A 26,354-nucleotide genomic window follows, 5' to 3' on the forward strand; every position below is an offset into this window, starting at 1 on the left:
CCAAAACTCTACAGTTTCTATAGTTTACATTGAAGAAAGATTGACCAGTTTACTTGTCGTAGATGGAAAATTGTTCGTGGGCATGGAAAGGGAAAGGAAATGCAGTGAGCTAGCAGAAAGTTTTGCAGTCAGTTCCGACAAAAGAAAGAAGCCTGTTTCTTCCTCGTTAGACCCTTTTGTCTTTTTCGGGTTGTGACAGGAACCTGACCCAAGAATTGATGCGTGACAGTAAATTCGTCGGGCAAGTTCTAGAAGGGTTTCCCCGTGTCGCTTATCACTTCAAGCTCGTTATCTCCATGAACCTTAAAGACTTTAAAAGCCCTGCATTTCGAACACTCTAAACTCAACAGCCCGGTAAACTTATTCCATGATCCTTCCGTGTGAACAGTTTCTTCTGCGCACCATTTACATTCCAGCCAAGTCAATCGCTCTTCCTTTACAAAATACTGTGATGGACCATTGTGCAGACAATTCGTACAAAACAAATGATCATATGTTTCTTGATACATCTTGGAATCGACAACACATACTTCACTTGTGCTTCTATTCCTCATCAAGAGCCAATTAGCGGTTGATTCAAATAATTCTTGAATATTTTGACTTTCGCATTGAGAACATCTTACTGTTCTCCTCATTTTGGGATCAATCTGTATGGTATTTCTCACCGTAACTATCGCCCCTTTTGCACAAAAATTGAGCGCAAAATATCAATAAAATCGGCTAACGGTTGTCCAGCAAATTCAGTAGCTCTCTCCAGCGTAACTGCCTTTTCGACGAACAATCCAATAAATAACGACAATTTCAGCTTCTCATCAATGGATTTTCCGTATCCAGTACGATCAATGACAATAAGAAATTCCTCGGGGACTCGTACTTCGGGCATGTTCTTCTCCAACATGAACCATTCCCCGTTTCGATGTATTATAACACCTTTTTCTTATCCCAACATCAAGGGATGTACGGGTGTTGGCAAATGGAAGGGCGACGAAGAGAGTTTTGCAGGTAGAGCAAATGGATAGTATGCAACTGTTTCACCTTTTACAAGGTTTACAGGTTTTACTGCAACCTGTTGATATTTGTGACCCTTCACTTCAATAGTCAAGTTTTCGATAACATCAATAGTAGCTGGGAATGTTACGTCAAGTGATTCCCTGTGGACGAACGAACTTCCCGTATATTTCTGCACCAATTCTGCGTTTTGCACGCGATATTAGGTAAGATACCCACGTTCAACTGCTTCCCGACGTCATGGGGCGTTAGAGTTGGGAGCAGCGCGGCAGGGGGCGGCCCCTGAATTGTTGCTCCCTTAAACAGTGATTTCAACGCCTGTCTTGAGAATTTCAGCAAGAATTTGATCCCTCAACTCGATCCATCTGATCAAAATAATCGGAGAAGATTGACAGATCCAGATCACTTCCAACGTCGAACGTACCTTTGGCATACGAACCAAACAGAACTGCCTTTTTTACAGAATCAACTGACTAATATTGCGGACATACTCCTCCACAACCCGTTTCACTTCCCCAGGGATTGCAGCCATCGAAATACCTCCTCCGTCTTTCCCATGACTTGACTTGCTTCTTCTTCCTTCACTGTTTATGGCATGATTTAAATGTACTAAATGGCAGCTAATTTATGCTCATATTAAAAAGAGCCACTTGCCAACATCTATTAAAAAACATACACTCCCCGTTGGGCATAACGTTCATGGGAGGTATATAGGAGATGTTAGCAATGGCTGAAGTCAATTATATCAGACATGAAACAAACACAAAAGGTCGCTCCTACTCTTCTGTTGCAAGACAGATGAATATGGATCGCAGGACAATCAAGAAGTATTCGGAGATGGAGGATTTCAATCAGGAGGTGAAGTCTGTACAGACAAGGAAAGCCAATGTAATGGATCCGGTTAAACCAATCGTTGATCAATGGCTACTTGAAGATATGGGGAAGAAAAAGAAGTTCAGAAGAACCGCAAAGCGAATCTATACTCTTCTCGTTTCGGAACATGGATTCCAAGGCTCTGACCGTACGATTCGTGCCTATGTGGCGAAAAGGAAAGCCGCCTTATTGGACGAGAGCAATGACACTGCCTTACCGTTAGAGGCGAAGGCCGGCACAGCACAGGTAGATTTTGGGGAAGCTCCTTTTAAGCACAGGGGAAAAGAGGTCATCTTGCCCTTCCTCGTCCTCTCATTCCCTTACAGCAATTCATTCCTGTTTCAAGTGTTCCCTTCCCAAAACCGGGAGTGTTTTCTACAAGGACTGACGAACATGTTCGCCTTTCTAGAAGGCGTGCCGCATACGATCCGTTTCGATAACCTGTCACCTGCGGTGAAGAAAGTGCTGCCAAACGGGGAACGGCAAGTAACAGAGGAATTCGCTCGTTTTGTTGCCCATTATGGCTTCCAATATGAATTCTGCAATCCGGGAAGCGGAAACGAGAAAGGGCACGTGGAAGCGATGGTCAAATACATACGAAACAACTATCTGTTGCCGGAAATCCACTATGAAGACCTGTCGGTCTTGAATGAGAAGACCCTGAATTGGAGCCTGGGGGATCGGAAACGTTGCCACTATGAAAAGGATACCCTGATTGCCGAACTATATTTGGAAGACAAGGAGCGCTTCCTCCCACTGCCCGGTAAAGCGTACGAATGCGTTCGGTTCGAGCAGGTCAAAGCGGATAAGATCTCATTTGATACGATCTCGCTTCTGAACGAGGAAAATGAAGTGATCGTACGCCACCCCAGATTATATGGGGAGACAAAGAAGTCGATGGACTGGCAACCTTATCTGACCTTGATGGCAAAGAGGCCAACCGCTTTGAAATACAGCTCATTCTACGATCAATTGCCGGAGGAATGGAAAGCCTTTTTCGGTGAATGTACAGTCGAGGAGAAACGGAATGCTCTCCAACTTTTATCCGTCATATTAAAGGAACAGGATTTCGACATATCTCTACAAGCCCTACGGATTGCATCCGAACATGGACATCCTACCACGGAATCCATCAAGCACGTCTATTATCAGCTTGTGAATGGACGAGGCATTCGAGAAACACTGTCGCTTCCGCCTTCAGTGCCATCAACTAGAAATTCAAGCAGAGGCCTCTCTCATTATGATCGGTTGATGATTATGCCAGGAGGTGAGCAGCGGTGAGAAGCCTCATTGAAGAGCATGCCAAGCGTTTGAAATTAAGTTGGATACGGGAGAATTGCCGGATATATCTGGCAAGCAGCTAGAATGGCACGGTATTCATATGAATGGAAACATTACAAAGGAAGAAATCTTGCTATTCGCATTTGATTGTTTTTAATCGTGATAGTTTTCGTCATAAGGATTCACTGATGAATCGATGATACCCTGGTTGGCAAGTGTGCATTTTTAATTGCCAAACGGTACATTTTCTACTTGCCAAATACAAATTCACGAATTTACTCCTTCCTAAAGCAGATTCACCGCACGTTCCTTTTCTTCTTTGCTCGTGTTGATGTAGAAGTGAGCGGTCGTCTGAATGTGCGCGTGTCCGGCCAGTTTGCTCACCGTCGTCAGCGGGACGTTTTTCTGAAGCAGCCTCGTGCAGAAGGTGTGCCGGAACTTGTGAGGGTAGATGCGGAAGCCAAGGCGCTTTTCCAAGCCCTCCAGCATCGTGTTCACCGCGTCTTTGTGCATCTTCTCCGCTCGCTGGCTGACGAGAAGAAACGGGCTCTCCCGATGCTTGCTCTGCTGCCGTTCCGTCCTGACGTACTCCTTGATGAGATCAACCAGATCGGGGCGAAGCGGAATTTCTCGGTACTTCCCTCCTTTGCCCGTCACTCTCAGCGTGTTGGTTAGGTAGTCGATGTCACCGAGCCGGATGCCGCACAGTTCGCTCACCCGAACGCCCGTGTACAAAAGCAGCCAAACGATGAGATGGTTCCGCAAAGTGACCTTCGTCCTGTCCTGGACGAAAAACAGAAGCTGATTGACTTCCTGCTCGCTGAACACCTCGACTTCTCCCTCGCTTCCGGCTGCCACCTTGATCCTGTCTTTGCGCAGCGTGACGACTTGCTCAGTCGTCAGCTTGCGCTCGATCAGGAAGAGGTTGAACGCCTGCAAGGAGTTGATCTTCTTGTTGATGGTAGCCACCGCGTACTTGCTGTCCGTAAGCCTGCTCTTGTAGCTGGAGACGTAGAAGCGCTTGAGATCGGTCGGCTGATCCACTCCCATTTCTCTTAGGAACGCACAAAACGCCCTGACGTCGCCCACGTAGGATTCGATCGTTTTCGGCGCGATCCCGTTCTCCACTAGGTACTCTTCGAACTGCTGAATCACGTCCAATGGAAACACCTCCTGGAATACAAAAAGACCCTGCATCCATTATTTGGACACAGGGACGTATGAAATTTGTGCTGAGCTTCGATCAGTGAAGCTGCTTTTTCAGTTTTTCGATTTCCTCAAGTGACAAACCCGTTGCTTTTGCAACCACTTCAACAGTCATGTCCATCGCTAGCAGATTTTTGGCAACTTCCGTTGCCTTTTGCCGCTCGCCTTCCGTTCGACCTTCCGCCAAGCCCTCTTCTCTGGCACGTTGCTGCCGAATCTCAGCCTCCCTCGCAGCGGACAGTTCGTCGTGAATCGCCTTTTTCCTCGTCTCGTACTCAATCCATGTTTTCTCGTCTCGGCTCAAATCTTCCCACTGGTCAAACGCCTTTTTCATCACCGGATCTTTCATCGCAATCGCCTCCAATTCTCTGCGAATGTCTTCACGATCGTCTGCCTCCAGAATCAGCAGCCATCTCTCTTTTTCGTTCTCTTCGAGGTTGACGGCTTGCTGCTCCCACAGTCTCAGCAGCTTCGGCATCTCCACGAAATGAACTTCCAGCACGTCTGTCAACAAAAACTTCTCCTCGTCCTCGTACAGACGGAACGTGGAGTGGTACCGATCCGTTTCCTGCAGCAGGTCAAAGTCCAGGATATTGATGGTAATGGTCTTTTTCATCTCGCCGTAGGATATACTGCCCTTTTTCAGTTGCGAGGAGTAGATGCGCGACCAGTAGTAGAGCGTCCGCTTCTTCATGTCGTACTTGTCGGCCAGCTGAATCTCGATGTTGATGTACTCATCCTTTTCCGTCCGGGCGTAGATGTCCAAAACGGATTGTTTGTCCGTCTCATACTCCCGCAACAATTCCGAGTTGAGAATGGTAAGGGATGCAATCCGGTCGTCCTTGGGCAGCTTCAGAAGCGCGTTGAGCATCGCTCGCAGGATCGGTTCGTTTTCCTGCGTGCCGAACAGCAGCTTGAACGCGTAGTCCACCTTCAAATCCATGCGTCTCGTCACGCCATCACCCTCCCTTGCCCGTTCATTGTCTGTACTACCATTATACCACCGGAACGCTTTTCAGACACTCCAGTCAATGCCTCCTTTCTGTCTCATCTAAGATAATATTAAATGTCTGAAAATGGATTCGATCCGATTTTTGGAGTGGAGAGGGGAGTGAGGTACAGAAAGAAATGGTTAATGGAGGAGAACTCGCTGGACTCGCTACAGTTTTTATATTCTTCAGCGAGAGTTCAGGAAGGTGAAACGAGCACTTTGATTGACTTCTCTGAATTGCTGCTCTCTGATCAGATATTCTTAGCTTTTTCAGTGAGAATCGAAAAAATTTTACAGTGAGTCTGATTGACTCATTCGTGCAGCCATCGCAACTGGCGGCGGGTAATGTTGAGCGGCGCAGCATTTTCATCTGTCGGCCACCGGAACGTTCCACGCTCCCGCCGACGGTAGTAGAGCCAGAATCCGTTATGCTCCCCATACAGGATTTTCAGTTTGTCTCGTTGCCGATTGCAAAAGACAAACAGGGCAGGGGAAAATGGATCGAGATCAAATCCATTCTTGATCAGAGCAGCGAGCCCGTCAATGGACTTGCGCATATCCGTGCTGCCGCAGGCGAGGTACAACCCGATCCACCTGAATTTCGCTCAGCATAAGGCTTTTAGCGCCTTGACAACATCGGCAAGAAGGGGTGGGTCGAAGCCTGGTCTAACCTCAATGCTGGCCGAACCGACTTTGACAAGCAAGGGCGATGCTCCGTCTGATGTCGATTCATCCACTTGAAGCGGAACCCACTGCGGTTTGTTGGTTGCTTATTTTTGCTCATCTTCCCCTTTCAATTTCCGCATCCAATACCAAAGCTGGCGAGGCGTAACCTGATGACGTTCGCACCAGGTCGCGACGCGCTCTCCACTAGCCCGGTAGTCATTGATTCGGGTGCTCCATACCTCTCGAAGCTCCGCTTGCGTCATAAAAAAATCCTCCTCGTATCTTTCTGAGGAAGATTATCTCACGGGACATTTCTGATTCGTAGGTGTGCTGGATTTGACGCTTACTTTGAAACTATTAAATATTCTGTGAGCTTCTGAGTTTTTTCAGCTAGTTCAATTGAAAAAAAGAGTCTACCCCGAATGGGATAGACTCTCTCGACATTTGATAAGTGGCTACGAAACTAATTAGTTGCTGATATCAATTATATCAGCATCGAATTCTGTATCCACCAGAATCGCTTTATTGCCGTAAACGTCTTCAGTGATAACGTAGATGTCAACTGCATCGCCTTCATTTCCGCCGTTGAATACTGTGGCAATGCTACTTCCGTCCGACAATTTGGTTACGGTTGCTGGCAATACTTTCGCCCCACCAATGTATTGCGATACGTTGCTCGCCGTGATAGTAATTACAGGATTCAGACCGGAGTCTTCTACATCCTTAACCGTAGCCAGGTCGTCTCCAGCCCCTGTGGACTTGGAAATGTAGATGTAAACTTTGGAGAGCTTATCACTTGCACGGTTGATAGAAGTATCATCCAGTTCAATACCCAAGGATGCACCGTTACCTGTAGCACCTTGGTCTGTCAAAGCAATTGCATCGAAGGCTTGAGCAAATTTGTCTTCAACTTTTGCTTTGCTAACAGCAGCAATTCCATTTGTATTGTTGTTCTCATCTTCGAATGCATCTGCAACGATCGACAGTTCAGCTTTGCTGAAGTCAATATCTGTCATGTCAATTGAAGCATCTGTGATTGTAACTACCTTGTTAACATCTGTTACTGTTACCGCGCCAAGGTCGATATTCACAGTGTTAGTACCATCCGTGATTACAACATCATTTCCAGCTTGGTCAGCAACATTAACATCTTCACTGAATGTAATTACCAAAGTATCCTTTGCAGTTGCCTTAGCACTTACCAGTGTTGGTTGCTTGGTATCGTCAAGAGCAATACCAGGTTCCAGATGTTGATTCATTACGTTTCCAGCAGCATCTTTCACGCCAGTGATAGTCAGAGTAGCAGTAGTAGTGTCAGCGGAAACTGCGTCACGTGGCAGGATAATAGTGAATTCGGTTTGATTTGCAGGTGTAGCAGTTGTATTCAAGATGATTGTTCCTGCAGGCAATGCAGCACCATTCAACAAATAATTGTTAAGATTTGTTGCATCCGCCAAAGTTACCTTTTCACTAAAGGTTACCACAATTTCGTTTTTGTTAGCAGCACTTACGGCAGCTGTTACACTCGCTACGGTAGGTTTATCAGTATCTGCAGATGCAGAAACATTAACTGTAAACTTCTGAGCGGTGTTTTGAACGTTACCCACTACGTCAGCAGTCGCATTAGCAGGGATTGTAATTTCATAAGAACCTTCTGCCAAAGGTGCAGTCAGTGTTACTTTTACAAATTTGGATTGCGTAAGAACAGTTGGAGTTCCGTCAGCTTTAACCAATACGTCGGCTCCAGCACCAGCGCCTCCAATATAAGTTGCACTTACATCAGATGCATATTTTTTGCTGATGATTTGCAGGTTTGCCACCATATTTGGATCTGTTACTGGTTCACTAAACTCAAGAATAATTTCTTGATTGTTGGAAGTGTTGAGTTTAGAAGAAACCAAGGTTGGTTTAACTTCATCTTTAACCAGATTTACAGAGGCTGTATAGTCAGCCATTTTGTTTCCATTAACATCCTCAACATTTTTCAGAGTAAAGCTTACTGATGTAGAGGAAGAGTTACCGTAAACACCTGGTACACTCAAATCTACCAGTACAGTTTTTCCGGATGCATCCTCTGGATCAAGGCCAATTGCAGTAGCGTACTGAGTAGCATCTCCCATTTTCACAACAGAGAAGTCATCAGTTGCACCAGCAGTCAAAGCGGCGAGTGCAGTAGCGGAAATTTCTTTGTCGAACTTAACTGCAATAGAGTTGTACTTTTGCTTTACTTCTACTACAGCTGGTGCATCAACATCGCCTGCTACTGTGAAAGTCTTAGTGAGAACAGTTGCTTGGTTTTCTCCATCGCTAATACCTGACACAACTACAGTATAAGTTTTTCCAGCTTCAAGTACTTGTGTAGTTGTAAGATCAACCTTGCTGTTGTCACTTCCGTTGATAGCACCGGCAGCTGCTACACCATCAATGGAGTAAACTGCGCTACCCAGTCCAAGGTGTACGGGTTCATTGAATTTTACAGTTACAGATTGCGTGCCATTGGCACCAGCAGCTGCTTCAACCGCATCGATTGCTGGTGCTGTAGTGTCGGCACCTGTAATCACTTTGCTAAACTCTTCTACTTCTTGGTAATTAGTATCCTGAACATTTTTTACAGTCAGAGTGAAGGATACGTTTTTCTTGAGTGCAGTTGTTCCTGCTTCGATGATTACAGTTTTTCCGTCTGCTTGCAAAGTAGCAGTCGTACCAGCCCCACCAAAGAGTCCAGATGCAGTAACAGCTGTTCCATTCAGTTCATAGTTGCTTTCATCTTCAGCTGTGCTCTTATCAACTGCTTTGTTAAATACAACTTGAATTTGAGTCGCGTTAATAGCACTTAACGTCACAATATACGGAAACCCGCTAAAAGCCTAAGCATATGCGGCTCGTAATTTCATTACTTGCAATAAAAAAACAAGCATATTTGAAAACAAGCTGTAAGCTGAGCATGAAGAAATCAATGGGCGCGAAGCTGAAACCGTCCGACCATCCGAGCGTGAGCATGTTGTAGCCGCGAGTATTACGTCCGGTTGTATGATTGAAGATGCGTGCCGGTAATTCGGGCTTGCTGAACGAATGAAAAATCGAGCAATCACAAGGGGGCTTGACCGTATTCGAGCATGCCTTGTGAAAACGAGCGAAACCGTCATCGCACTTCAACTCCTGGTGATGAACCTCGAGCGCAGGCTGCGGGATCTTTTTGTCCGATACATCAGACGGCTGTTTGGATTCCGTTCGACAGATTTTTTGTCCATTTGTGCCATGTAAAGAATCGTTCAGCAAGCCCTATTTACTCAATTGCTTCTCAATATTCCGCCCGCCGTACATAATACGGATGATTGCAACAGTTTCCCGATCTTCAATGGGCAGATAAAATACCAGGTAGTTATCAACCGGCAAAACCCGAAGCCCCTTACTGTGCCACGGTTCCTTTTCATACAGGCGGCAGCGGAAAGGCATTTCATTTAGTTTTGCCGCAGCTTCCATAATACGTTTCGTCTGCTTTCTTGCAATTTCAGACTCAAGCAGGGAGTAAGCGATGTATTCGTAAATTCCGCGCAGGTCGTTTTCCGCCCGCTCGGTATAAACCACTTTCCAAGCGCTCATAGCCCGTAATCCTTGTTTATCCTGTCAAAAACCTTTTCCGCCGTGACAACCTTCCCGCTGTTTAAATCAGCCATGCCTTTCTCAATTTCCGCATTAAACTGTTCCTCGCTGAGCTCTTCAATAGACAAAGGCTTATTTTGAGGAAGCTTCATATCAAACGGAATTCCGCGCTGAAGCACAACCTGACGCAGAAAAAGCCCGATTGCGTTAGACATGGGAATGCCCAGCTGCTCAAGCACCTTTTCGGCCTGTTCCTTAATTTCAGGCTCAACACGGGCAAATATATTAGCTGTTCTTGCCATTTCAAAACGCCTCCTTCTGCAATATATTATACCCGATTGTATTGCGATATGCATGCGTTTCGCAAATTTAGGTTGAGTCAAGCTATTGCGGACACCTTTTTTTACTTCACTGTGGTTCCCTTCTCTTGAAAGCGTTTTATTTTACGCTGACTCCTTGTTTCCACTCGTTTTTTGCTTCATCCGCGAAGGGCTTTTAAGGCCAGCCCGGTAGGGCTGCTTTGATATGGCCCGTGCAACAGGCGGATTATCCCGTTTATATAGCCTTTTGCCTGTTCTTTGACATCCCGCAGCAATCCTTCACTTCCTCTTTAGTCTGACCGCCTAACGCCGTCCCTCATGTCACGTATTTGCGCCACTCGTTTCGGTGCTCCTCCCCAATCTTTTCCTCTGGAGCGGATTCTACTGTTGTAAAGCAAGGTATCTGTATCAAAGGATGCCAACGATTTGTACGGTTGGCCACGTCTCTGGCAGCTGACCCAGGAATCGGCGCAATTCTCGCGCCACATGAAAGCGATCCAGTGTGTAAATACAGCGGTGAAAGTATGATTCGCATCCTCCGATCCATTCGACTCCATCCCCATTGACCACCAGCCACGTGTTTTCATCCATGTCATAATGACGAACGAGAAAGTCGCCAAACCCTTCCCAGAAGTCTCCCTTCCTTGTATGCAGGTAATGTCGTTTGACCTAAGACGCACTCGGCCTCCCTCTTGTTCCCATCCCTCATGTACGACCGCGATTCGATTTTCCATCCCCCGTTGGCGTTGTCGTTGCAAGCTTGTGTAGAGTCCATCCACTTCCACAAACAGCAAGCGAACCGACCTTCGGGTCGCCTCCGGCAACACGGTTGCCCCCTGCTCCATTCGAGTTATCAATTTGTCTCGGATTGCCTCATGGCTTAATGCCCGATATCCCAGCAACGCTTCCAGGCGGTTGGCGCTGTCCCGGTACGAGGGACCTTGGCTGGCAAACTCGATCGCTACCTCTTCCAAAAACGGGCTGAGCTTCTCCCGCCCGTCAAAAGCCAGCATGTGGTCCAACAAAAACACATGCTGACCCTTCACTCGATCCTGATACAATCGCCGTTTGAATCGAACCGTACCAAAGAGCGTGTCGATCTGCACTTCTCGCTGATCCTTCAAGCGAAATCGAGTATGATCCCGTTGATGCATCAGATACTCGTCCAGCAATTCCAGCATGCGTGCCCATACCTGCTGCAAATTGTTCCTGTAACTTCCGAAATAACAGGGTTTCAAGCTCTTTCATTGTCGGAAATTCCGTGTTACACTGACGCATAGGGGTTTCTCCTCCTTGGTTTGTGTTGGTTTTTTGGCGATTTACACTTTACCAAGAAGAGAAGCCCTTTTCTATACCCTCCTACTGATTTTTCTTCAATTTCTTTTCTGTTTGCCCACGAACATTTTACTCATACCTTATGTCCCACTATGAGTCAAGCCAAGACTGTCAAGTTTTCTTCGGCCTGTGAAATCTGATATCCCTCCCACATTGAGTCCAGCCTCTCTTCCGTCTGAATCGTCCCCATCGTCCATCAGGATTCCAATAATCTACTTACAATAATAGATTACATTACGATCGTTATAACGATGGGCAAGATTATTACAATGGGCTTCCCTCTCCCTTCTTTGCTTCGTGGTTGGCTAATTGGACGGCTTCATCCACTCCAATTTGATTTCGGAGATGCCGTAGACCGCCAAAGTATGAGCGAGCAACGTCTTCATTCGATCGGTTTCTTCCATGCTCACTTTATTTGTCGAACGGAGCGTTACGATGCAAGAATTATGATGAAAGGAAACCCGCTCAAGCGAAGTGTCTGCCGGAAACGGATTGTCAAATCCTTCAGGCCGGGTGCGCAACAATTGTTTAATCGCTGTGATTCTTGGCGCTTTAACGGAAGTCTTGTTGATCACCGTTGTCTCCACCGGAACGGCGTTGCCGTTTTGGAACAAATAGATCGTGTAAGTTTCGGTAGTCTCCCGGTTTTCTTCCCGCGGCGCTTCCGATCGCAGCGATCCTTCTTCTATGTTCCATACCTCTTCCGTTTCTTTAAAACCTTCAATACGGTACAATTCAACGCCGCTGTCATCCAAAAAGAGCGTGGTGGGATTCATCTTAATGCGATATCGATTGGTCGTTTCATGGTCAACATCCACATAGACGACTTCATATGCAAGCTCTTTTTTGCAGGCAAGCAATTCTCCGATGACCGTATTCATGGAGCGGCCCATCGGACAAGCGGATAGTGTAAACAAAATCAATTTTTTAACCGATTGACTCATGCGGCATAACCTCTCCCGTCTTATTTGATATTGGAAACAGCTTCTTTCATCATGTCGTAATTAATCGCGCCCTGAAACTTTTCCCGAATCACTCCGTCCGAGTCCAGCAAGAATGTCGTGGGATAGGCGACAACCTGATAGGTTTGCATGACTTCTCCTTCCTTGTCCAGAACGATGGGGAACGTGAGCTGTTGCTCTTTCACAAATGCTTGTACGTTATCCGGATTTTCCTCGGTAGGTGTCAGGTTAACACCCAAAATCACAACGTCTTTCGATTGGTAATCCTCATAAAATTTTTGCATATGGGGCATTTCCACCCGACACGGCGGACACCATGTCGCCCAAAAATTGACCAGCACTTTCTTGCCCTTAAAATCAGACAGGTGAACCGTGTTCCCCTGCAAATCCGTAAGCGCAAAGTCCGGCGCAAGCTGCCCCTTCAGAATGCCCGTCTCCAGGTTTGCTTCCCCCGATTCCGCAATTTTTCCGGTTTCTGAAGAAGACTTGTGAAAATAATCATATCCGCCATAAACGACGAGCCCTATCAAAACCAGAACAGCGATCATGCTTTTTTTCATCCGTTTCATCTCCACTCGTTAAAAGTTGATCTCCCAAAACGTATATTGGGATAACCAGGCGCTGATCTTCTGCAATTGCCCGGTAAACAACAGAAACCCCAGCCCGATGAGCAGCCAGCCATTCAGTTTGGACAGAAGAGGGATCCATCTGTTCATTTTTTTCATGAACTGCAGCGAATACGTCAGCAACCATGAAATCAGTAAAAACGGAACACCCAACCCGAGCGAATACACGGCCAACAACCCAATCCCGTTCCACAGCGTTTCGGCAGACCCGGCCAGAAGCAAAATGGATGACAACGCCAACCCTACACAGGGGCTCCAGCCGGCGCTAAAAGCCACACCGGTAAGTAGCGAACGGATTGCGCCGCGGCTCCTGTTCGTTTTGATTTCCCATGTTTTACCGGACATCAACAGCCGGAGATTTAATAATCCGGCCATTTGCAGACCAAACACAATAATCAACAGACCGCTTATTTTTTGGATCAAATCGCGTTCCTGGGCAAAGAAGCGGCCAATAAAGCTTGCCGAAGCCCCCATCGCGATGAAAACGAGACTAAAACCCACAATAAAACTAAGAGACTGAACAATCAGTTTCCCCCGATGCACGACCAGTTTGCCATCTTGAAAGGACGAGCCCGTCAAATGGGAAACGTAAGCGGGGATGAGCGGAAAGACGCAAGGGGATAAAAAGGATAGCATCCCCGCGGCAAAGGCTGCGAAAACCGAAATATTATCCATGAGAACCTCCTTTTTTCACCTTCTCGTCCAACCAGGCCCATCCGGTCAAACCCGTGGCAACGAGCAGAAAAATCAACTGCTGTTTGTTGAAGGACAAAAGCCACATCGAACGATCGGGGACCAGAAACCATAGCATCACATGACCAATCGAGAACCAAATGGCATATACAATTCCTTCCGGAGAATCGGATCCTCTTGAAGAAAACGAGAAGGACATGAAAAGAACCGCGGATAATCCGGCGCTTGCCGCATGAAACCAGGCCGGCTCCTCCCCGATCATGAATAACAACACTTGGCAGGCCGACCAACCCGCAAAGGCATACGTTATTAAAATGTCCACCCACATTTTTAAAGGAACGTTCTGCTTCGAAGCCTTCAGCCAAATATAGGTCACGGCAACCAGGCTTGCCATCCATTTCCCACGTTCCCCGCCATCGAAATAGATGAAAGAAACAGGCTGTTGGATGACTTCAACCGGATGAAAGAGCAGGTAGCTCGCTTTCCAGACGATCAGCCACAGCCAGAATGCGTTGGATACGCAGGACAAGATCAACCCCCGCTCCGGCATGTTTCGGAGCCGATATTGTAACATCAACCAGCCCGCCGCCCCAAAACTGAAATACAAAATCAATTGTCCGTTCAAGACAAAAGAACCGATTTGAATGCTGTGCACCCCCCCACCCCCTTTGTAGATGAGGATAACGTTCCTTTTTAAAGAAATGATTAAGCTATGGGTAAACCCCTAATTCGTACAAAATCAAAGATCACCGGGGACAAACCGGTTATGTCACTACGCAGAGCCGGTACATATCCGTGGGGGGGTTACTTTTCCGGCGAAACTGCGCAAACCGCTGCCGGAACAGCCAAAAACGTGACTGAAGCCAGTATGAAATATTTGGGGGCGCCTTTCGAATTTGGTTCCTGTCGCTCCGATAACCGGACTCTCGATTGCTCGGACTTTGTCAGACAAGCGATTAAAGATGGGGCAGGCTTCATCCTTGGGGTAATCGATAGCATTGATTTCGTCAAGTCTTTTCCACGGACCCGTTTCAGCAGAAAGGCGGATATGTATTGCGAACTTCCGGTGTCATCATGGCTTATAAACCATATAACCCCAAAGGACGGCGAATCGAACATTTTCTCGTTCAAAATAAACCGCTTAAACCGGATGCCATATACCGAATTGTCAGTGCCGGCGAACAAATCCTTGGGCAATATCAGTCTGTCAAGAAACATTCAGGAATTCATGCCCATGATGCGATCAGGCACTTTTTTCAGGCCCATCAAACCATTGAAATTCATGATACGCCCCGCATTTTCAGTATTTAGCGGTTATGTGCACAAGCACAGGCAACCTCTGGCATGATGCCTTGCGAAACGCATGCCGTTAGAGATCAGTTTTGGCAAAATGATGAATGTTAGACTCAAAAATCCTACCTGAACGAATTGCGAACGGCTTCAGAGGTTTGATCGGCTACAGTAGCGGCATGTTGGGCAACTTCATGAATGGAGGACGTCAGTTGTTCACCAACCGCAGCGGCATGCAACCGACGGACCGGCAGCCTTTCTAGGCTTTTGGATCATATGCCTACCCGTAGTCATTATCCTCCATGATTTTTTCCCTTATTTCGTTTTTCTTGCAACAATAAGATAGTGCTGATCGGAAGGATAGGTCAGTTTTTCAACCAGGAGGCCATTCTCATCAAATGCTTTTGCCAGTTCATTGGATTGTATTCGATGATGGAGAGGAGGACCTTGTACCGTTTGTTTTTTCTCCCATTCGATACATAATACTTTTCCACCCGGCTTTAGCACTCTGCTCATTTCTTGGAGTCCTTTTTCCAAAGGTTCTACTTCGTGTAAGACGAATGAAGCGATCACATGGTCGGCGATTTGTCCTGTCAAGGGAATATGCTCAATGGCTCCTTCAATTAACTCGACATTGTCAAGTTTTTGCTCCTCCACACGTTTCCCCAAATATTGCAACATTTGCGGTTCCACGTCCAAGGCGTAGACTTTGTTCCGGGTGAGACTTGCCGCCGGTATGGTAAAGTACCCGGTACCTGCGCCCAAATCAATCAGAATGTCGTTATCTTGGATTTCCAGCAACTCCAATAGCTTGTGTGGTGGCAGCAATTTACGCCGTTCCGGGTTGTCCAGTTTCTTCATATGTTCAGGTTTAAATCGGCGTTCTGTCATGTTTCTTAACCACCTTTATCCATTTTTATGGGGAGGGTAACCCAAAACGTATGCTTGCGGCCATCCGATTGCAATCCGACTTTTCCGCCGAACCGTTCCACAATTTCTTTCACAATCGCAAGACCCAGCCCCGTACCGTACCTGTCTTTTTCCCGGTGTCTTGACGGATCAACGCGATAGAACCGCTCAAAAACCAAATCGCAGGCTTCTTCCGGTATAGGCTCCCCCATGTTGGATACCGTGATACGGTATTCTGTTTGTTCCCTTTTTCCCGTAATCCTGATCTCTTTCCCTGTATTGTACATGAAAGCATTCTTGAGCAAATTGTTCATGACCTGCTTGATTCCGTCTTCCTCGCCAAGAACGACGCCCTCTTGTATGGAGGCGTCCAATAAGACACCCTTTTTTTCGCTTTCCAACTGAAAAGCCTGAATCGTTTGTTGCAGCAGTTCATGGATTTTGATTTCTGTCTGATCCAGACTGATATTCCTTCTGGCTTCCCAGACCGTCAAATGATGAAGTTGTTCAACGAGCCGGGTGAGGTACTGAGCTTCTTCAAGCAGGGATTGGTACAGTTCACGGTTGCCTTCCATGACACCACTGGACAACGCCTCCAAATAGCCGTTTAAGTTGCTCAGAGGCGTACGCAATTCATGAGATATATTGCTTAGAAGACGTTTCCGGTTTTCTTCCGTACGCTTCAGCTTTTTTGCCAGTTCATTGAAATGTTGGGTAAGCTGACCGATTTCATCATGAGATTTGGGTTCGATGGGCTTTGGGTAATGTCCCTCGATCATGAGTCGTGTCGATTCTGTGAGCCGTTTTAAAGGAGAAAGTATTTTTCTGATAAACATATAATGAATGACGGCGGCGACCAAAATGGCCAAAACACTGGCTCTCCATAAATAAAACTCCATCGTTTCATTGAAGAATCTGCTTTTTTCCTCGCCGACAAGTTCATATTGGGCTACTACCATACAAGCAAAATCTTTTACCGATACCCCTGCGAGCCAGATCACAACAGCAATAACCAGGCCGTTGACCATAATGAGTTTCATCGTCAAATGCTTTCGCCAAAACATCCCATGTTTAATATGCATGAAATCGATATCCCATCCCTCTTATCGTTTCAACAAAACGCGGAGCCCCGCCCATTGCTTCAAGCTTTTCACGGAGCTTGCTAATATGGACATCCACGGTCCTGTCGATTACCGAACGTTCTTCATTCGGATACAGTTCTTGTAATATTTGTTCTCTTGACAATATTTGATTCGGATGCCGCATCAGAAAGTATAGCAGTTTAAATTCGTGCACCGTCAGCGGAATAAGCTCTCCGTTAAACTTCACTTCTCCTCTATGAGGTTTCAGCGTTAAACCCCTGTAGCTGATTTTGCTGCAACGATTGACCGTTCTGCGCAGGACGGTTTCCACCCTGGCAACGACCTCCCGCGGACTGAAAGGTTTCGTGATATAATCATCCGCCCCTAATTGCAACCCCTGAATTCGATCCGCCTCATCCACTTTGGCCGTCAGCATGATGATCGGAATATCGCTTTTCATGTCGGAACGGATCCACTGACAAAGCTCTTCCCCGCTTTTGTGCGGAAGCATGAGATCCATAATGACAAAGCAGGGATCGAGCTTTTCAAAGAGCTTCATTCCTTCGGCGCCGTCCGCCGCCAACAGGATCTCGTATCCTTCTTTTTCCAGATATATTTTCAGTAACTGTCGGATTTTGGCGTCATCTTCAACAATCAGGATCGTTTTGCCCTTCATTCCTCTAACACCCCCTAAACACCTGGCTGTTTGTCCGAGAATAACAACCATTTGTTAAGATGCGTTAAAGAAAAAACCAATGAGATGAACTCATCGGTTTTCATATCATGGATTCGCAGCCCGATTGATGCATTTCATCAATCGGGCTTCCACGTCGGCAGCAATACCCATCAGAGCATCATCCTCCAGCATATTCATGAATGCGGTCGGTTTCGGCATGCCGATTTTGGTCTTTCCGTCCGCTTCATATACGACAATTTTACATGGCAAGAAGTACCCGGCCAATACATTTTCACTAATGACTCTGTTCGCTTCTGCAGGATTGCATACCTCCAAGACCACGTACTCGCGCTCGAAATCAAATCCTTTTTCCTTCAGTTTTTCACGAAGATTAAACCGCCATAGCACGCCAAACTGTTCTTCCTTTAAAGATGTTTCCAAGGCGGCAATGGCATTCTGAACGCTCGCTGTTGTTTCTGCCGTATAATGAAACATAACCGTTCCTCCAGTCAGTGTATTCCAAATCCTAACGATAGTATGGTATCTTTTCCGGAAAATAACTCGTCTATTTCGCCAGAGGTCCGTTCCAGGCCATAATCCCACCGTTCAAGTGAGCCACATTACGGTATCCGTTCCGGCTTAGGATCCTGCCGGCTTGTTTGCTGCGCATCCCACTGCGGCAGTACAAAAAGACGGGGCTGTCTTTCGGAATCTCGGAAAGTCTTGTTCGCAACTGACTTAACGGAATGTTGATCGCTCCCGGAATGTGTCCCTGTTTAAACTCATGAACTTCCCTGACGTCAATCATCCTTTGACCTTTCGATTCCTTTTTGAACTGCTCGGCATTCAGATTTCGCAACCCCTTCACCGGGGCAAACTGCTTGTAAACAAACCACGATACGAGTAAAACCATGATTGCGTAAAGGTAAGGTTCCAATGAACTCACCTACCTGCTTTTGATCAATAATTCGACAGCTTCCTGAACCAGTTTGCCGGTATCTTTGCCGGCCTCCTTCTCTTCCAGGATGCACTGTTCCAGATTGACTGCCACGATATAGGCAATGGCTTTGTCCACTGCACTTCGGACAGCCGAAAGCTGGCTCACCACATCCTTGCAGTTTTTCTCTTCCTCCATCATTTTCAGTACGCCGCGAACTTGTCCTTCCACGCGGCGCAGCCTTCTTTTGACGTCCTCATCATATTTCATCAGCATGGAATATCCCCCAATCACGAATACGTGTATAGGTATATTATACCCTAAATCCGGGGAACCGGCCTTAAATGAACAAGTTTACTTTCGCTTCTGCAGCATCCCCCAAATAGGTTGCAACACCGGCATAATCGATCCCGTCGATCAGTTCTTCTTTCTTTAGTCCAAGCAAATCCATGGTCATCGTGCACGCGACAAGCTTGACTCCCTGTTCCCGGGCAAGCTCAATCAATTGCGGCAGGCCGAGCGCGTTGTGCTTCTTCATGACATGTTTGATCAGTCTCGGACCGATTCCGGCAAAATTCATTTTGGATAGTCCCAGTTTATTCGCTCCGCGCGGCATCATTTTGCCGAACATGTTCTCGAGAAACCCTTTCCTGACGGAAACAGGCTGATCTTTGCGAAGCGTATTCAACCCCCAAAAGGTGAAAAAGATCGTCACTTCGTGACCATATGCAGCCGCTCCATTCGCGATGATGAAGGCGGCGATCGCTTTGTCCAGATCAGCGCTAAACAGAATAATGGTGGTTTTTTCCTTTTGGCTCATACGATCATCCTTTCTTTTTGGCTTATACAGGTATGGGTATCGAATTCACAAATAAAATGAGTCATACTTGGCGCATAACCTTGTTTTGAGCAAGTTATATAATGAAGACTTGAACTCAGGCCGGTGATTTCGAATTTGCAAACGTTGATGTTGGAAGGAGATGCGGTTAAGAACCGCATCTCCTAAAAAACTTATCCTTTCTTTACGATAAACTTAAATACACCGTTGTCTTCTTTTGCCTCGATCAATTCATGGTTGGTCTGTCTTACCCATGCTTGAAAGTCGTTCATGGAACCTTTGTCGGTTGTGTGCAATTCCATGATTTGACCAGATTGAAGCGAATCGATGGCTTTCTTTGCTCTGACGATCGGCATCGGGCAAGCCAAACCTTTTGCGTCGACAAAAATGTCCGTCATGCTTGAAACCTCCTCTTCGTTTTTCCGTGATGTTTTATCCGTGATGGTGCACCGCGCAGCGGTTCGGTCCGATCTCGAGTTCAATGGCTTTTTCCGCATCTACCTGAAGTTCTCCCCGGTTGATGGCCACAATTTCCTCGAAATTCGGCGGTTTCTCCATGGAAACCGCGCCGGCCACTTGTTCTGTAAACGATTCTTTATCGGCGTTGCGCATAATTTCGTTATTCCCGCGAATCTCTCCGAGTGTGGCCCCGACAATCCCGTTATCGTTGATTTCCTGAATGTCGGCATAGTGAGCTGGAAGAACGAGACAATCATCCGGAAGATTGCTCAGCTTGTTGAATACGGTATCGTACAGATCCATAGCCCATTCTTTTGCTTTTCCTCCTAGATCAGGTCTTCCCAAACCGCCGACAAAGATGGTATCGCCGGACATCAGGAACCGGTTGTTAATCAGGAAGGAAGTTGATCCGGGAGTATGGCCTGGAGTAGGAATCGCCAAGACCTCCACGTCAATTTCTCCGACTCTGATACGGTTATGCCGATCAAGCGGCTCGAACTTCAGATTCGTATCCTTTACCTCCCCGGAAGAGATGTAGTAGGTCGCGCCGGTTTGTTCGGCAAGCTGCAAACCTCCGGAAATATGATCGGCATGAAGATGAGAATCCACGACATGTTCAATCTTGAAATGATGCTGCTTTGCCAGGTCAAGGTATACATCGACCTTTTGATTCGGATCGATGATCATGCCTTTCCCTTCCGAAATGACCGCATAGGAAAGGCAGCCTTTAGCCAAACGGTTGATTTGAATGATTTTCATTTTTTCGTCCCTATATACGGTGGTGGGATAGTAAAACTGGCTCCAGGCAAGCATTCCGCCTTTTAACGACCAGGTTTTATACCCTTTTTCCATCAACATTTCCGCTACATAATCGGAAGCGCCGCCTTTCGCGCAAACAACGACAATTTCCGTATCCTTCGGCAGTCCCGCGTACACCTGCTCATCCTCTTCCAGAAAGTTAAAGTACGGAATGTTCATGGATCTCACTTTTTTGCCTTCAATTTTCCAATCATTGTAATCCGTCTCGTTCCTTACGTCGAGAATCAAGATGTCTTCACCGGAATTCATTTTGCGGTGAAGCTCTTCCGCCGTAATCGAGAGAACTTTTTCCATCTTTATTCTCCTTTCCTGTTAAAAGTTCAGCGTCACCTGCGCGTCGAAGGCAAAATCCAAAAATGCCGCCGCGCCGCCAAGTTCAACTCCATCGATAAAGTGATCTTTTTCCAGTCCCATCACGTCCACCGTCATTTGGCATGCGATCATGCGTACTCCGGATTCTTTCGCCATGTCCAGAAGCTGCGGAACGGTGGGAACGTTGACCTTCTTGAAGCCTTCCGCCAGCCCTTCGTTGCCCGGTCTGAGCTTCAACATTTGTTCCGCATCTTTATGAATGATGGACAGCCCTTCAAAGGTGAAAAAAATCGCCACTTCCGCGTCCAGCGCCGCAGCCGCCGTTGCAATGTTCAATGCTTTATATGCGGTCTCCAGACCCGGAGAAGACGCGATAATCGCCACTTTTTTGTTTGCCATATTTCGATCTCCTTTCTTTGAAGTTTTTCATTCGTCGCTTTCTGTGGCTCCCTGCCACTGGGACATGCCCGGCACCACATTTTTCACTTTGGAAAATCCGTGCTCGGCAAGAATTTGGCAGGCCATATCGCTGCGGTTTCCCGTACGGCAAATCACTGCGTACTCTTTGCCCGGATCCAACTGACTTATTTTTTCCTCCAGTTGTCCCAAAGGTACGGATATGGCGCCGGGAATGTGCCCGAAGACATATTCCGCAGGTTCGCGAACATCCAATACGATGATGCTTTCGCTGGAATCCATTTTTTGGTTTAATTCCTCGTTGCTCATGGTGTGAGGGAATTTGACTTCCGCTTTTGTTTCGTTGTTGGAGGCTTTTCTCAAGAAATGGCGGAAAACCCTGTTCTCTTCGATAAGACCGATGTATTGATGGCCGGTGCGTTTGGCCCAGCTCTGCAAATCCGCGACAGATCCCTTATCGGTGGCCCGCACTTCGAGGACTTCCCCCGGCTTCATTTCTTCCATGGCTTTCTTGGTTTTTACCACCGGCATCGGACATGACAATCTTTCACATTCAAGGACACGATCCGTTTGGATTTCTCTGCTCACAACATTACCCCCCAGTATAGCATGGTGATTTTCCGTATTCGATATTCCCGGTCCATTCGATCATGCCGCCTTGCATATTGACGACCTTATAACCCATGGATGCCAGATATTCGCATGCCAGGGCGCTGCGGTTCCCGCTTCGGCAGATCACAATCGTTTCTTCGCCCGGGTTCAGTTCCTTGTGTCTTTCCCCAAGTGAACCTAAGGGAATATGCTTTGCGCCGGGAATATGTCCCGATTCCCATTCGTCGTGCTCCCGCACATCCAACAGATTTAGCTTTTCCCCACGTTCCAGCCGTCTTTGTACTTCCTGGGGGAGAATGTTTTTCGTATAGGTTCCGGACACCTTCATCCACTCCTTGTTTACATCAAAATATCCACCCAAATCTTAATGACCGTTGCCGTGATGAGCGCGGCGAGAATCCATTGCAGCACCTTCACTTTCATTTTCTTTCCAAGCTTGGCGCCGAGCGGAGAAGCGACAATGCTCGCCACAACCATCACAAAGGACGGAATCAGAAGCAAGTGACCGCCCATCACTTTCCCGACCGTGGTACCGATCGAGGAAATGAACGTGATCGCGAGCGATGAGGCAATGGCCACACGGGTTGGAATCTTCAGTACGACCAGCATGATCGGGACCGTGATAAAAGCGCCGGCCGCACCAACGATCCCCGACAGGAGGCCCACCGTCGCCGCGGCAATGACCGCGACAGTTGTGTTGAAGCTAACGTCGGAATAGTCGGTTCTGTCCGTTTCTTTTTTTGGCATAAACATCATGACCGCCGCAACGAGCGCCATAACGGCATACGTCAGGTTAATCGCGGAATCGGGCAGAAATTTCGAGCCGTAGCCGCCGATAAAACTTCCCGCAATAATAGGAATCCCCATGGCGAGGACGAGCTTCTTATTGATAAACCCGCCTTTGCGGTAAGCAAACATTCCGGCCAGCGTAGCAAAGAACACCTGGACCGCACTCACTGCGGAAACCTCTTGCGCGGTAAACGCCGCGAAACCAAGCAGCGGGGGAATATACAGCAGCATCGGATATTTAATGATGGAACCGCCGATCCCGACCATTCCGGAGATCATGGAACCGACAAAACCGATCGCGAATAATGTGATAACCCAACCTACATCCAGTTCCATAAGACCCCCCTTTCGTTTGTATGATTCCGATTTTTGTTACTTCAATATACCTATAGGGGTATTTTAAATTAAAAAATTAATTTGCATATTGCATGATCAATGCTTTCAGTTTATTTAGCGGCTGGACACCGACAAAGGTAGTGGTTTCTTTCCCGTTGACAAAGAGTTTCAATGTCGGGATGCCTTGAATATGGTGTTTGATGGCGGAAACCGGATTTTCATCCACATTCACTTTTACGATGACGGCCTCTTTGTCCGCTTCTGCAGCCAATTGATCCAAAACCGGGGCCATCATGCGGCAAGGTCCGCACCACGGAGCCCAAAAATCGACCAGAACGACTTTGTTGTTCCTGATGATCTGATCCAAAGTATTGTCCGTTGCCTTTATTGCTGCCATAAAATCGTCCCTCCTTGTGATTTTCATATACTAATACCCCTATAGGTATGATAAATCGTTCTTGCCTTTTTGTCAATGCCAAATTGACGAAAGGACCGCCCCAAAGGCAGTCCTATTGTTCCTTCTTTCGTTGTTACTTCCCAACGATTCTCTCCTTTTTTTAACTTATTTATTCCATCTGGCAACGATAAAACCGGCTTGATTTTTTGCGGCGGTTCGGGAAAGCTTCTTTTCCAATTCAAGCGCTTGATTTTCATTTTCGAAATTTTCCGGGGTTACGAATAATCCATAGTCCAAAGAGGCAAAATGTCTTGTTTCCCAAGATACGATCGTTTGTTCCGAATAAAAATGTGCATGGGCAAAAACGCTGTCGGGATTATCTTTTCCCTTTTGCGAATAAGTTCTTCCCCAGTAACTTTCCTTGTTGATCAATCCGATCACCAATCGTCCGTCTTTTTTTAATACCCGCAGCGCTTCCGCAACGACTTTCTCAGGATTCTCAACAAATTCCAAAACAATATTGCCAATCACAAGATCGAACGTTTCACGGTCAAACGGAAGTCGGTTCATGTCCGCTTGAATCCAATGGATTGCAAGATCTTCCCTCTGTGCTTTTTCCTGTGCTTTGGCCAGCATTTCCGAGGACAGATCGATTCCGGTAACGTCAAGTCCCTGTTTCGCCAGCCATATGGTGAAAATTCCCGTGCCGCATCCCAGGTCCACTGCTTTTTCTCCCACTTGCGGCTGCGCACTTTTGGCTATCCATTCTTTTTCCACTTTGTCGACAAACGAACCCAGTGGAGTGTTGCACCAGTTATCATAAGTGGAAGCTTCCTGATCGAACAACGCCATGATCGCTCTCCCTTTTCTTATTCCAAGGCCTATCCTTATCAGGGCGGTTTATTTTCTGATTAAGGTTTCTTTCATTCTCAAGGCGATAACCATTCCGGCAAGCAGCGGCAAAAAAGCGACAAGCCCGACGGCCCACGAAACGTTCAATACATCTGCAAGTATTCCGCCCATTAATGCGCCAAAGGCATAGCCGCTGTCGCGCCATAAACGGTAAACTCCCATGGCGGAAGCCCGCCAGTCCGGATGGGCGTCGTCGCTGATCGCCGCCTGCAGCGTGGGATATACCATAGCAGTACCTAATCCCAACACAATGGCGCCTGCAATCCATAAAACATAATGATTCGCAAATAAAATCCACCAAATCGCGGCGGCCTGCGTCCACATTCCGGCGGCAATCATCCATTTCCGCCCGATGCGGTCGCTTATAGCGCCCGTAAACAACTGAAAAAATCCCCAGGACGCAGGGTAAAGAGCCACCAGCGTGCCGATCTGGCTTACGGACAATCCGGCTGTGGCGAAAAAAATCGGAAACAATCCCCAGGCCATGCCGTCTTTCAAATTGGTCGAAAGCCCGGCAAAGCTGCAACTGGATAATGTCGAATCCCTCCACGTTGTTTTGAGAAATATGTCCCGAGGATTAACAGGATCGGCCGCCTTGCGCTGTTGCATCCGTGCCTGAAGTTGCAGATGTTTTTCGGTATCTTTTACCGTAAAAGATAACAAAAGGCCCGCAATCACAATCCCGATCCCCAGATAAAAAGGTTCCGGACGCAGGGAATAGGAGGCGGCAATAAATCCGGAAACCGCCGCCGCCAAGGCTACACCGGAATACCCGGCAAACTCGTTCAGTCCGATCGCCAGCCCCCGCTGTGTCCCTTTGGCCAGATCCACTTTCATGTTTACGGTCATGGACCATGTCAACCCCTGATTGATTCCCAATAACACATTGGCAAATACGATCACCCACCAATGGGTTGCAAAGATGACAAGCAGAGGGACGAATAAACCGACTCCCCAACCGAGAAGAAGCACTTTTTTTCGGCCAATGCGGTCGGCGATGCTGCCTGCGAAAAAATTCATGGCCGCTTTCGAAAATCCGAAACTGACAATAAAAGAAAGAGCGGCGCTGGCCGAAGCCAATCCGAATTGTTCTTCGCCCAGAAGGGGTAAAACGGTTCTTTCCAGTCCGACCATGGAACCGACAAACAGATTGATGATCACCAGCAAAGAGAAATCCCTCAAATTTTCTTTAATACCGTATTCTATCGCATGATCCTTTACATACATGGCAAGCCTCATCTGCGGTTAGTAAAGTCGGGCCTCGAATCGCTTAGTCCCATATTATAGGCACGAATTTCCTGATAGTTCACCGGTTTTTCCGGTATGTCCCTGGTCATATACTGGACAAAATCGCTCTCATGGTCAATCTGCAAAGCCCGGTTCAGCTTTTTCTCGAATCCCAGTGTAGACGACGGTTTCCCGCTCAAGCTTCGTCCGCAAATGGAACCCGAATAGGCCCCAGGATAGATCTCCAGATGATCGGGCAACGGAAGCAATTTTTCGTGCAAACTTCGAAACAGTTGTTTTGCTCCTTCTTCCACCTCTGTGGCCAGTTCCGTACGCCCTACGTCACCGACCATGAGCGTATGACCGGTTAGAACAAACCAAGGCTCCTCCCCTCTTGCCCGATCGGTAACGAGGATAGAGATATGTTCCGGCGTGTGACCGGGTGTATGCAATATTTTTAAGATCGTATTTCCCGCGGCAATTTCATCTCCATCCTCAACCGGCTCAAATGGGAACCGGACATCAGCCGAACGGTGCAGAATATATTTTGCCCCGGTTTTCTCCGCAAGCAGCCGTGCTCCGGAAATATGGTCCGCATGAAGGTGGGTATCGATCACATAACGAATATCCATTCCTAGCGTCCTGGATTCCTGAATGTAAAAATCAACCTGATCCTCCATCGGATCGACGACAACACCTTGGGACTTGCTTCCGCATCCGAAAAAATAAGAAATGGCAACCGGGTTACGGTGCAAGTATTGACGGAACAGCATTGAGG

31 protein-coding genes and 3 pseudogenes are annotated in these 26,354 nt (G+C 47.2%); 2 read left to right on the forward strand and 32 right to left on the reverse strand.

Annotated features, from left to right (window positions below):
• Positions 1–670 precede the first annotated feature (670 nt).
• Both JD108_RS20220 and JD108_RS22895 read right to left on the reverse strand, forming a co-directional pair.
• Positions 671–898, reverse strand: a complete 228-nt coding sequence (locus tag JD108_RS20220; protein ID WP_198827719.1) for a hypothetical protein — start codon at positions 896–898, stop codon at positions 671–673.
• A gap of 442 nt (positions 899–1,340) precedes the next feature.
• Positions 1,341–1,463 (reverse strand): annotated as a pseudogene (locus tag JD108_RS22895) (nucleotidyltransferase domain-containing protein); the annotation flags it as partial.
• Positions 1,464–1,725: 262 nt separating this feature from the next.
• Between JD108_RS22895 and istA the strand changes: the two are divergent.
• Positions 1,726–3,162, forward strand: coding sequence for an IS21 family transposase (istA, locus tag JD108_RS20230; protein ID WP_198827720.1), 1,437 nt, complete (start codon positions 1,726–1,728; stop codon positions 3,160–3,162).
• A gap of 285 nt (positions 3,163–3,447) precedes the next feature.
• On the opposite strand, the gene JD108_RS20235 is transcribed toward istA, so the two are convergent.
• The 13 genes and pseudogenes from JD108_RS20235 to JD108_RS20295 all read right to left on the reverse strand — a co-directional run bounded on the left by JD108_RS20235 (position 3,448) and on the right by JD108_RS20295 (position 14,219).
• Entirely contained in the window at positions 3,448–4,323 is an 876-nt protein-coding gene (locus JD108_RS20235) for a tyrosine-type recombinase/integrase (RefSeq protein WP_198827721.1), read from the reverse strand.
• A gap of 82 nt (positions 4,324–4,405) precedes the next feature.
• Positions 4,406–5,323 (reverse strand): Rpn family recombination-promoting nuclease/putative transposase, encoded by a 918-nt coding sequence (locus tag JD108_RS20240; protein WP_198827722.1) that lies wholly within the window; start codon positions 5,321–5,323, stop codon positions 4,406–4,408.
• Positions 5,324–5,670: 347 nt separating this feature from the next.
• Positions 5,671–5,943, reverse strand: coding sequence for an IS66 family insertion sequence element accessory protein TnpB (gene tnpB / locus JD108_RS20245; protein WP_198827723.1), 273 nt, complete (start codon positions 5,941–5,943; stop codon positions 5,671–5,673).
• Between the two features lie 186 nt (positions 5,944–6,129).
• Positions 6,130–6,288 (reverse strand): IS66 family insertion sequence element accessory protein TnpA, encoded by a 159-nt coding sequence (tnpA, locus tag JD108_RS22485; protein WP_228728229.1) that lies wholly within the window; start codon positions 6,286–6,288, stop codon positions 6,130–6,132.
• A gap of 204 nt (positions 6,289–6,492) precedes the next feature.
• The gene (locus tag JD108_RS20255) at positions 6,493–8,868 is read right to left on the reverse strand and encodes an Ig-like domain-containing domain (RefSeq protein ID WP_198827724.1); all 2,376 of its coding nucleotides are present in this window, start codon (positions 8,866–8,868) and stop codon (positions 6,493–6,495) included.
• Positions 8,869–8,884: 16 nt separating this feature from the next.
• Positions 8,885–9,304 carry a hypothetical protein gene (locus JD108_RS20260; protein WP_198830236.1) on the reverse strand — a complete coding sequence of 140 codons (420 nt, stop codon included), beginning with the start codon at positions 9,302–9,304 and terminating at the stop codon, positions 8,885–8,887.
• A gap of 3 nt (positions 9,305–9,307) precedes the next feature.
• A complete protein-coding gene (locus JD108_RS20265; RefSeq protein WP_198827725.1) occupies positions 9,308–9,628 on the reverse strand; it encodes a type II toxin-antitoxin system RelE/ParE family toxin in 321 nt (106 codons plus the stop codon).
• Positions 9,625–9,930 (reverse strand): type II toxin-antitoxin system RelB/DinJ family antitoxin, encoded by a 306-nt coding sequence (locus JD108_RS20270; RefSeq protein ID WP_198827726.1) that lies wholly within the window; start codon positions 9,928–9,930, stop codon positions 9,625–9,627. The genes JD108_RS20265 and JD108_RS20270 overlap by 4 nt, the downstream gene beginning before the upstream one ends.
• A 343-nt stretch (positions 9,931–10,273) precedes the next feature.
• Positions 10,274–11,226, reverse strand: a pseudogene (locus tag JD108_RS20275) (ISLre2 family transposase); the annotation flags it as partial.
• Between the two features lie 362 nt (positions 11,227–11,588).
• Positions 11,589–12,227: a thioredoxin family protein gene (locus tag JD108_RS20280; RefSeq protein ID WP_198827727.1), complete on the reverse strand. Its 639-nt coding sequence runs from the start codon at positions 12,225–12,227 to the stop codon at positions 11,589–11,591.
• 20 nt (positions 12,228–12,247) lie between these two features.
• A complete protein-coding gene (locus tag JD108_RS20285) occupies positions 12,248–12,805 on the reverse strand; it encodes a TlpA disulfide reductase family protein (RefSeq protein ID WP_198827728.1) in 558 nt (185 codons plus the stop codon).
• Between the two features lie 18 nt (positions 12,806–12,823).
• Positions 12,824–13,546 (reverse strand): cytochrome c biogenesis CcdA family protein, encoded by a 723-nt coding sequence (locus JD108_RS20290; protein WP_198827729.1) that lies wholly within the window; start codon positions 13,544–13,546, stop codon positions 12,824–12,826.
• Complete coding sequence (locus JD108_RS20295) at positions 13,539–14,219, reverse strand: hypothetical protein (protein ID WP_198827730.1); 681 nt, start codon at positions 14,217–14,219, stop codon at positions 13,539–13,541. The genes JD108_RS20290 and JD108_RS20295 overlap by 8 nt, the downstream gene beginning before the upstream one ends.
• 392 nt (positions 14,220–14,611) lie before the next feature.
• On the opposite strand from JD108_RS20295, the pseudogene JD108_RS20300 reads away from it, so the two are divergent.
• Positions 14,612–14,875: pseudogene (locus tag JD108_RS20300) on the forward strand (bifunctional metallophosphatase/5'-nucleotidase); the annotation flags it as partial.
• Positions 14,876–15,169: 294 nt separating this feature from the next.
• On the opposite strand, the gene JD108_RS20305 reads toward JD108_RS20300, so the two are convergent.
• From JD108_RS20305 to JD108_RS20385, 17 genes are all read right to left on the reverse strand, one after another.
• Positions 15,170–15,745 (reverse strand): class I SAM-dependent methyltransferase, encoded by a 576-nt coding sequence (locus JD108_RS20305; protein ID WP_198827731.1) that lies wholly within the window; start codon positions 15,743–15,745, stop codon positions 15,170–15,172.
• 5 nt (positions 15,746–15,750) lie between these two features.
• Positions 15,751–16,845 (reverse strand): sensor histidine kinase, encoded by a 1,095-nt coding sequence (locus tag JD108_RS20310; RefSeq protein ID WP_198827732.1) that lies wholly within the window; start codon positions 16,843–16,845, stop codon positions 15,751–15,753.
• On the reverse strand, positions 16,835–17,521 hold the full coding sequence (locus JD108_RS20315; protein WP_198827733.1) for a response regulator transcription factor: 687 nt from the start codon (positions 17,519–17,521) through the stop codon (positions 16,835–16,837). Before JD108_RS20315 ends, JD108_RS20310 begins: the two co-directional genes overlap by 11 nt.
• A gap of 105 nt (positions 17,522–17,626) precedes the next feature.
• Positions 17,627–18,016 carry a DUF302 domain-containing protein gene (locus JD108_RS20320; protein WP_198827734.1) on the reverse strand — a complete coding sequence of 130 codons (390 nt, stop codon included), beginning with the start codon at positions 18,014–18,016 and terminating at the stop codon, positions 17,627–17,629.
• A 70-nt stretch (positions 18,017–18,086) separates the two neighbouring features.
• Positions 18,087–18,458 carry a rhodanese-like domain-containing protein gene (locus JD108_RS20325; protein WP_407649374.1) on the reverse strand — a complete coding sequence of 124 codons (372 nt, stop codon included), beginning with the start codon at positions 18,456–18,458 and terminating at the stop codon, positions 18,087–18,089.
• Positions 18,459–18,467: 9 nt separating this feature from the next.
• Positions 18,468–18,734 (reverse strand): metal-sensitive transcriptional regulator, encoded by a 267-nt coding sequence (locus tag JD108_RS20330; protein ID WP_015256540.1) that lies wholly within the window; start codon positions 18,732–18,734, stop codon positions 18,468–18,470.
• Positions 18,735–18,798: 64 nt separating this feature from the next.
• Positions 18,799–19,278, reverse strand: a complete 480-nt coding sequence (locus JD108_RS20335) for a DsrE/DsrF/DrsH-like family protein (protein WP_198827735.1) — start codon at positions 19,276–19,278, stop codon at positions 18,799–18,801.
• Between the two features lie 191 nt (positions 19,279–19,469).
• Positions 19,470–19,694, reverse strand: a complete 225-nt coding sequence (locus JD108_RS20340; protein ID WP_015256538.1) for a sulfurtransferase TusA family protein — start codon at positions 19,692–19,694, stop codon at positions 19,470–19,472.
• 34 nt (positions 19,695–19,728) lie between these two features.
• A complete protein-coding gene (locus JD108_RS20345; protein ID WP_198827736.1) occupies positions 19,729–20,868 on the reverse strand; it encodes an MBL fold metallo-hydrolase in 1,140 nt (379 codons plus the stop codon).
• An 18-nt stretch (positions 20,869–20,886) separates the two neighbouring features.
• Positions 20,887–21,285 carry a DsrE/DsrF/DrsH-like family protein gene (locus tag JD108_RS20350; protein ID WP_198827737.1) on the reverse strand — a complete coding sequence of 133 codons (399 nt, stop codon included), beginning with the start codon at positions 21,283–21,285 and terminating at the stop codon, positions 20,887–20,889.
• Between the two features lie 27 nt (positions 21,286–21,312).
• Complete coding sequence (locus tag JD108_RS20355) at positions 21,313–21,891, reverse strand: sulfurtransferase TusA family protein (RefSeq protein WP_198827738.1); 579 nt, start codon at positions 21,889–21,891, stop codon at positions 21,313–21,315.
• A gap of 4 nt (positions 21,892–21,895) precedes the next feature.
• Complete coding sequence (locus JD108_RS20360; protein ID WP_198827739.1) at positions 21,896–22,243, reverse strand: rhodanese-like domain-containing protein; 348 nt, start codon at positions 22,241–22,243, stop codon at positions 21,896–21,898.
• 11 nt (positions 22,244–22,254) lie between these two features.
• The gene (locus tag JD108_RS20365) at positions 22,255–23,040 is read right to left on the reverse strand and encodes a sulfite exporter TauE/SafE family protein (protein WP_198827740.1); all 786 of its coding nucleotides are present in this window, start codon (positions 23,038–23,040) and stop codon (positions 22,255–22,257) included.
• A 76-nt stretch (positions 23,041–23,116) separates the two neighbouring features.
• Positions 23,117–23,464, reverse strand: coding sequence for a thioredoxin (trxA, locus tag JD108_RS20370; RefSeq protein WP_228728231.1), 348 nt, complete (start codon positions 23,462–23,464; stop codon positions 23,117–23,119).
• Positions 23,465–23,602: 138 nt separating this feature from the next.
• Positions 23,603–24,289 carry a class I SAM-dependent methyltransferase gene (locus JD108_RS20375; protein ID WP_198827741.1) on the reverse strand — a complete coding sequence of 229 codons (687 nt, stop codon included), beginning with the start codon at positions 24,287–24,289 and terminating at the stop codon, positions 23,603–23,605.
• A gap of 48 nt (positions 24,290–24,337) precedes the next feature.
• Positions 24,338–25,576, reverse strand: coding sequence for an MFS transporter (locus JD108_RS20380; RefSeq protein ID WP_198827742.1), 1,239 nt, complete (start codon positions 25,574–25,576; stop codon positions 24,338–24,340).
• Positions 25,577–25,584: 8 nt separating this feature from the next.
• The gene (locus tag JD108_RS20385) at positions 25,585–26,349 is read right to left on the reverse strand and encodes an MBL fold metallo-hydrolase (protein ID WP_198827743.1); all 765 of its coding nucleotides are present in this window, start codon (positions 26,347–26,349) and stop codon (positions 25,585–25,587) included.
• Between the last annotated feature and the right edge of the window lie 5 nt (positions 26,350–26,354).

It is taken from the genome of Brevibacillus composti, from assembly GCF_016406105.1.
GTDB lineage: Bacteria > Bacillota > Bacilli > Brevibacillales > Brevibacillaceae > Brevibacillus > Brevibacillus composti.

Bases quoted from the DNA above. Each gene is read 5' to 3' on its own strand.
- istA (WP_198827720.1), top strand. From the start codon at position 1,726: ATGTTAGCAATGGCTGAAGTCAATTATATCAGACATGAAACAAACACA.
- JD108_RS20290 (WP_198827729.1), bottom strand. From the start codon at position 13,546: ATGGATAATATTTCGGTTTTCGCAGCCTTTGCCGCGGGGATGCTATCC.
- JD108_RS20265 (WP_198827725.1), bottom strand. From the start codon at position 9,628: ATGAGCGCTTGGAAAGTGGTTTATACCGAGCGGGCGGAAAACGACCTG.
- JD108_RS20375 (WP_198827741.1), bottom strand. From the start codon at position 24,289: ATGGCGTTGTTCGATCAGGAAGCTTCCACTTATGATAACTGGTGCAAC.
- JD108_RS20350 (WP_198827737.1), bottom strand. From the start codon at position 21,285: ATGGCAAACAAAAAAGTGGCGATTATCGCGTCTTCTCCGGGTCTGGAG.
- JD108_RS20365 (WP_198827740.1), bottom strand. From the start codon at position 23,040: ATGGAACTGGATGTAGGTTGGGTTATCACATTATTCGCGATCGGTTTT.
- JD108_RS20280 (WP_198827727.1), bottom strand. From the start codon at position 12,227: ATGAGTCAATCGGTTAAAAAATTGATTTTGTTTACACTATCCGCTTGT.
- JD108_RS20360 (WP_198827739.1), bottom strand. From the start codon at position 22,243: ATGAAGGTGTCCGGAACCTATACGAAAAACATTCTCCCCCAGGAAGTA.
- JD108_RS20315 (WP_198827733.1), bottom strand. From the start codon at position 17,521: ATGAAGGGCAAAACGATCCTGATTGTTGAAGATGACGCCAAAATCCGA.
- JD108_RS20320 (WP_198827734.1), bottom strand. From the start codon at position 18,016: ATGTTTCATTATACGGCAGAAACAACAGCGAGCGTTCAGAATGCCATT.
- JD108_RS20380 (WP_198827742.1), bottom strand. From the start codon at position 25,576: ATGTATGTAAAGGATCATGCGATAGAATACGGTATTAAAGAAAATTTG.
- trxA (WP_228728231.1), bottom strand. From the start codon at position 23,464: ATGAAAATCACAAGGAGGGACGATTTTATGGCAGCAATAAAGGCAACG.
- JD108_RS20285 (WP_198827728.1), bottom strand. From the start codon at position 12,805: ATGAAAAAAAGCATGATCGCTGTTCTGGTTTTGATAGGGCTCGTCGTT.
- JD108_RS20385 (WP_198827743.1), bottom strand. From the start codon at position 26,349: ATGCTGTTCCGTCAATACTTGCACCGTAACCCGGTTGCCATTTCTTAT.
- JD108_RS20310 (WP_198827732.1), bottom strand. From the start codon at position 16,845: ATGCATATTAAACATGGGATGTTTTGGCGAAAGCATTTGACGATGAAA.
- JD108_RS20305 (WP_198827731.1), bottom strand. From the start codon at position 15,745: ATGACAGAACGCCGATTTAAACCTGAACATATGAAGAAACTGGACAAC.
- JD108_RS20330 (WP_015256540.1), bottom strand. From the start codon at position 18,734: ATGCTGATGAAATATGATGAGGACGTCAAAAGAAGGCTGCGCCGCGTG.
- JD108_RS20220 (WP_198827719.1), bottom strand. From the start codon at position 898: ATGTTGGAGAAGAACATGCCCGAAGTACGAGTCCCCGAGGAATTTCTT.
- JD108_RS20340 (WP_015256538.1), bottom strand. From the start codon at position 19,694: ATGACGGACATTTTTGTCGACGCAAAAGGTTTGGCTTGCCCGATGCCG.
- JD108_RS20335 (WP_198827735.1), bottom strand. From the start codon at position 19,278: ATGAGCCAAAAGGAAAAAACCACCATTATTCTGTTTAGCGCTGATCTG.
- JD108_RS20270 (WP_198827726.1), bottom strand. From the start codon at position 9,930: ATGGCAAGAACAGCTAATATATTTGCCCGTGTTGAGCCTGAAATTAAG.
- tnpA (WP_228728229.1), bottom strand. From the start codon at position 6,288: ATGACGCAAGCGGAGCTTCGAGAGGTATGGAGCACCCGAATCAATGAC.
- JD108_RS20345 (WP_198827736.1), bottom strand. From the start codon at position 20,868: ATGGAAAAAGTTCTCTCGATTACGGCGGAAGAGCTTCACCGCAAAATG.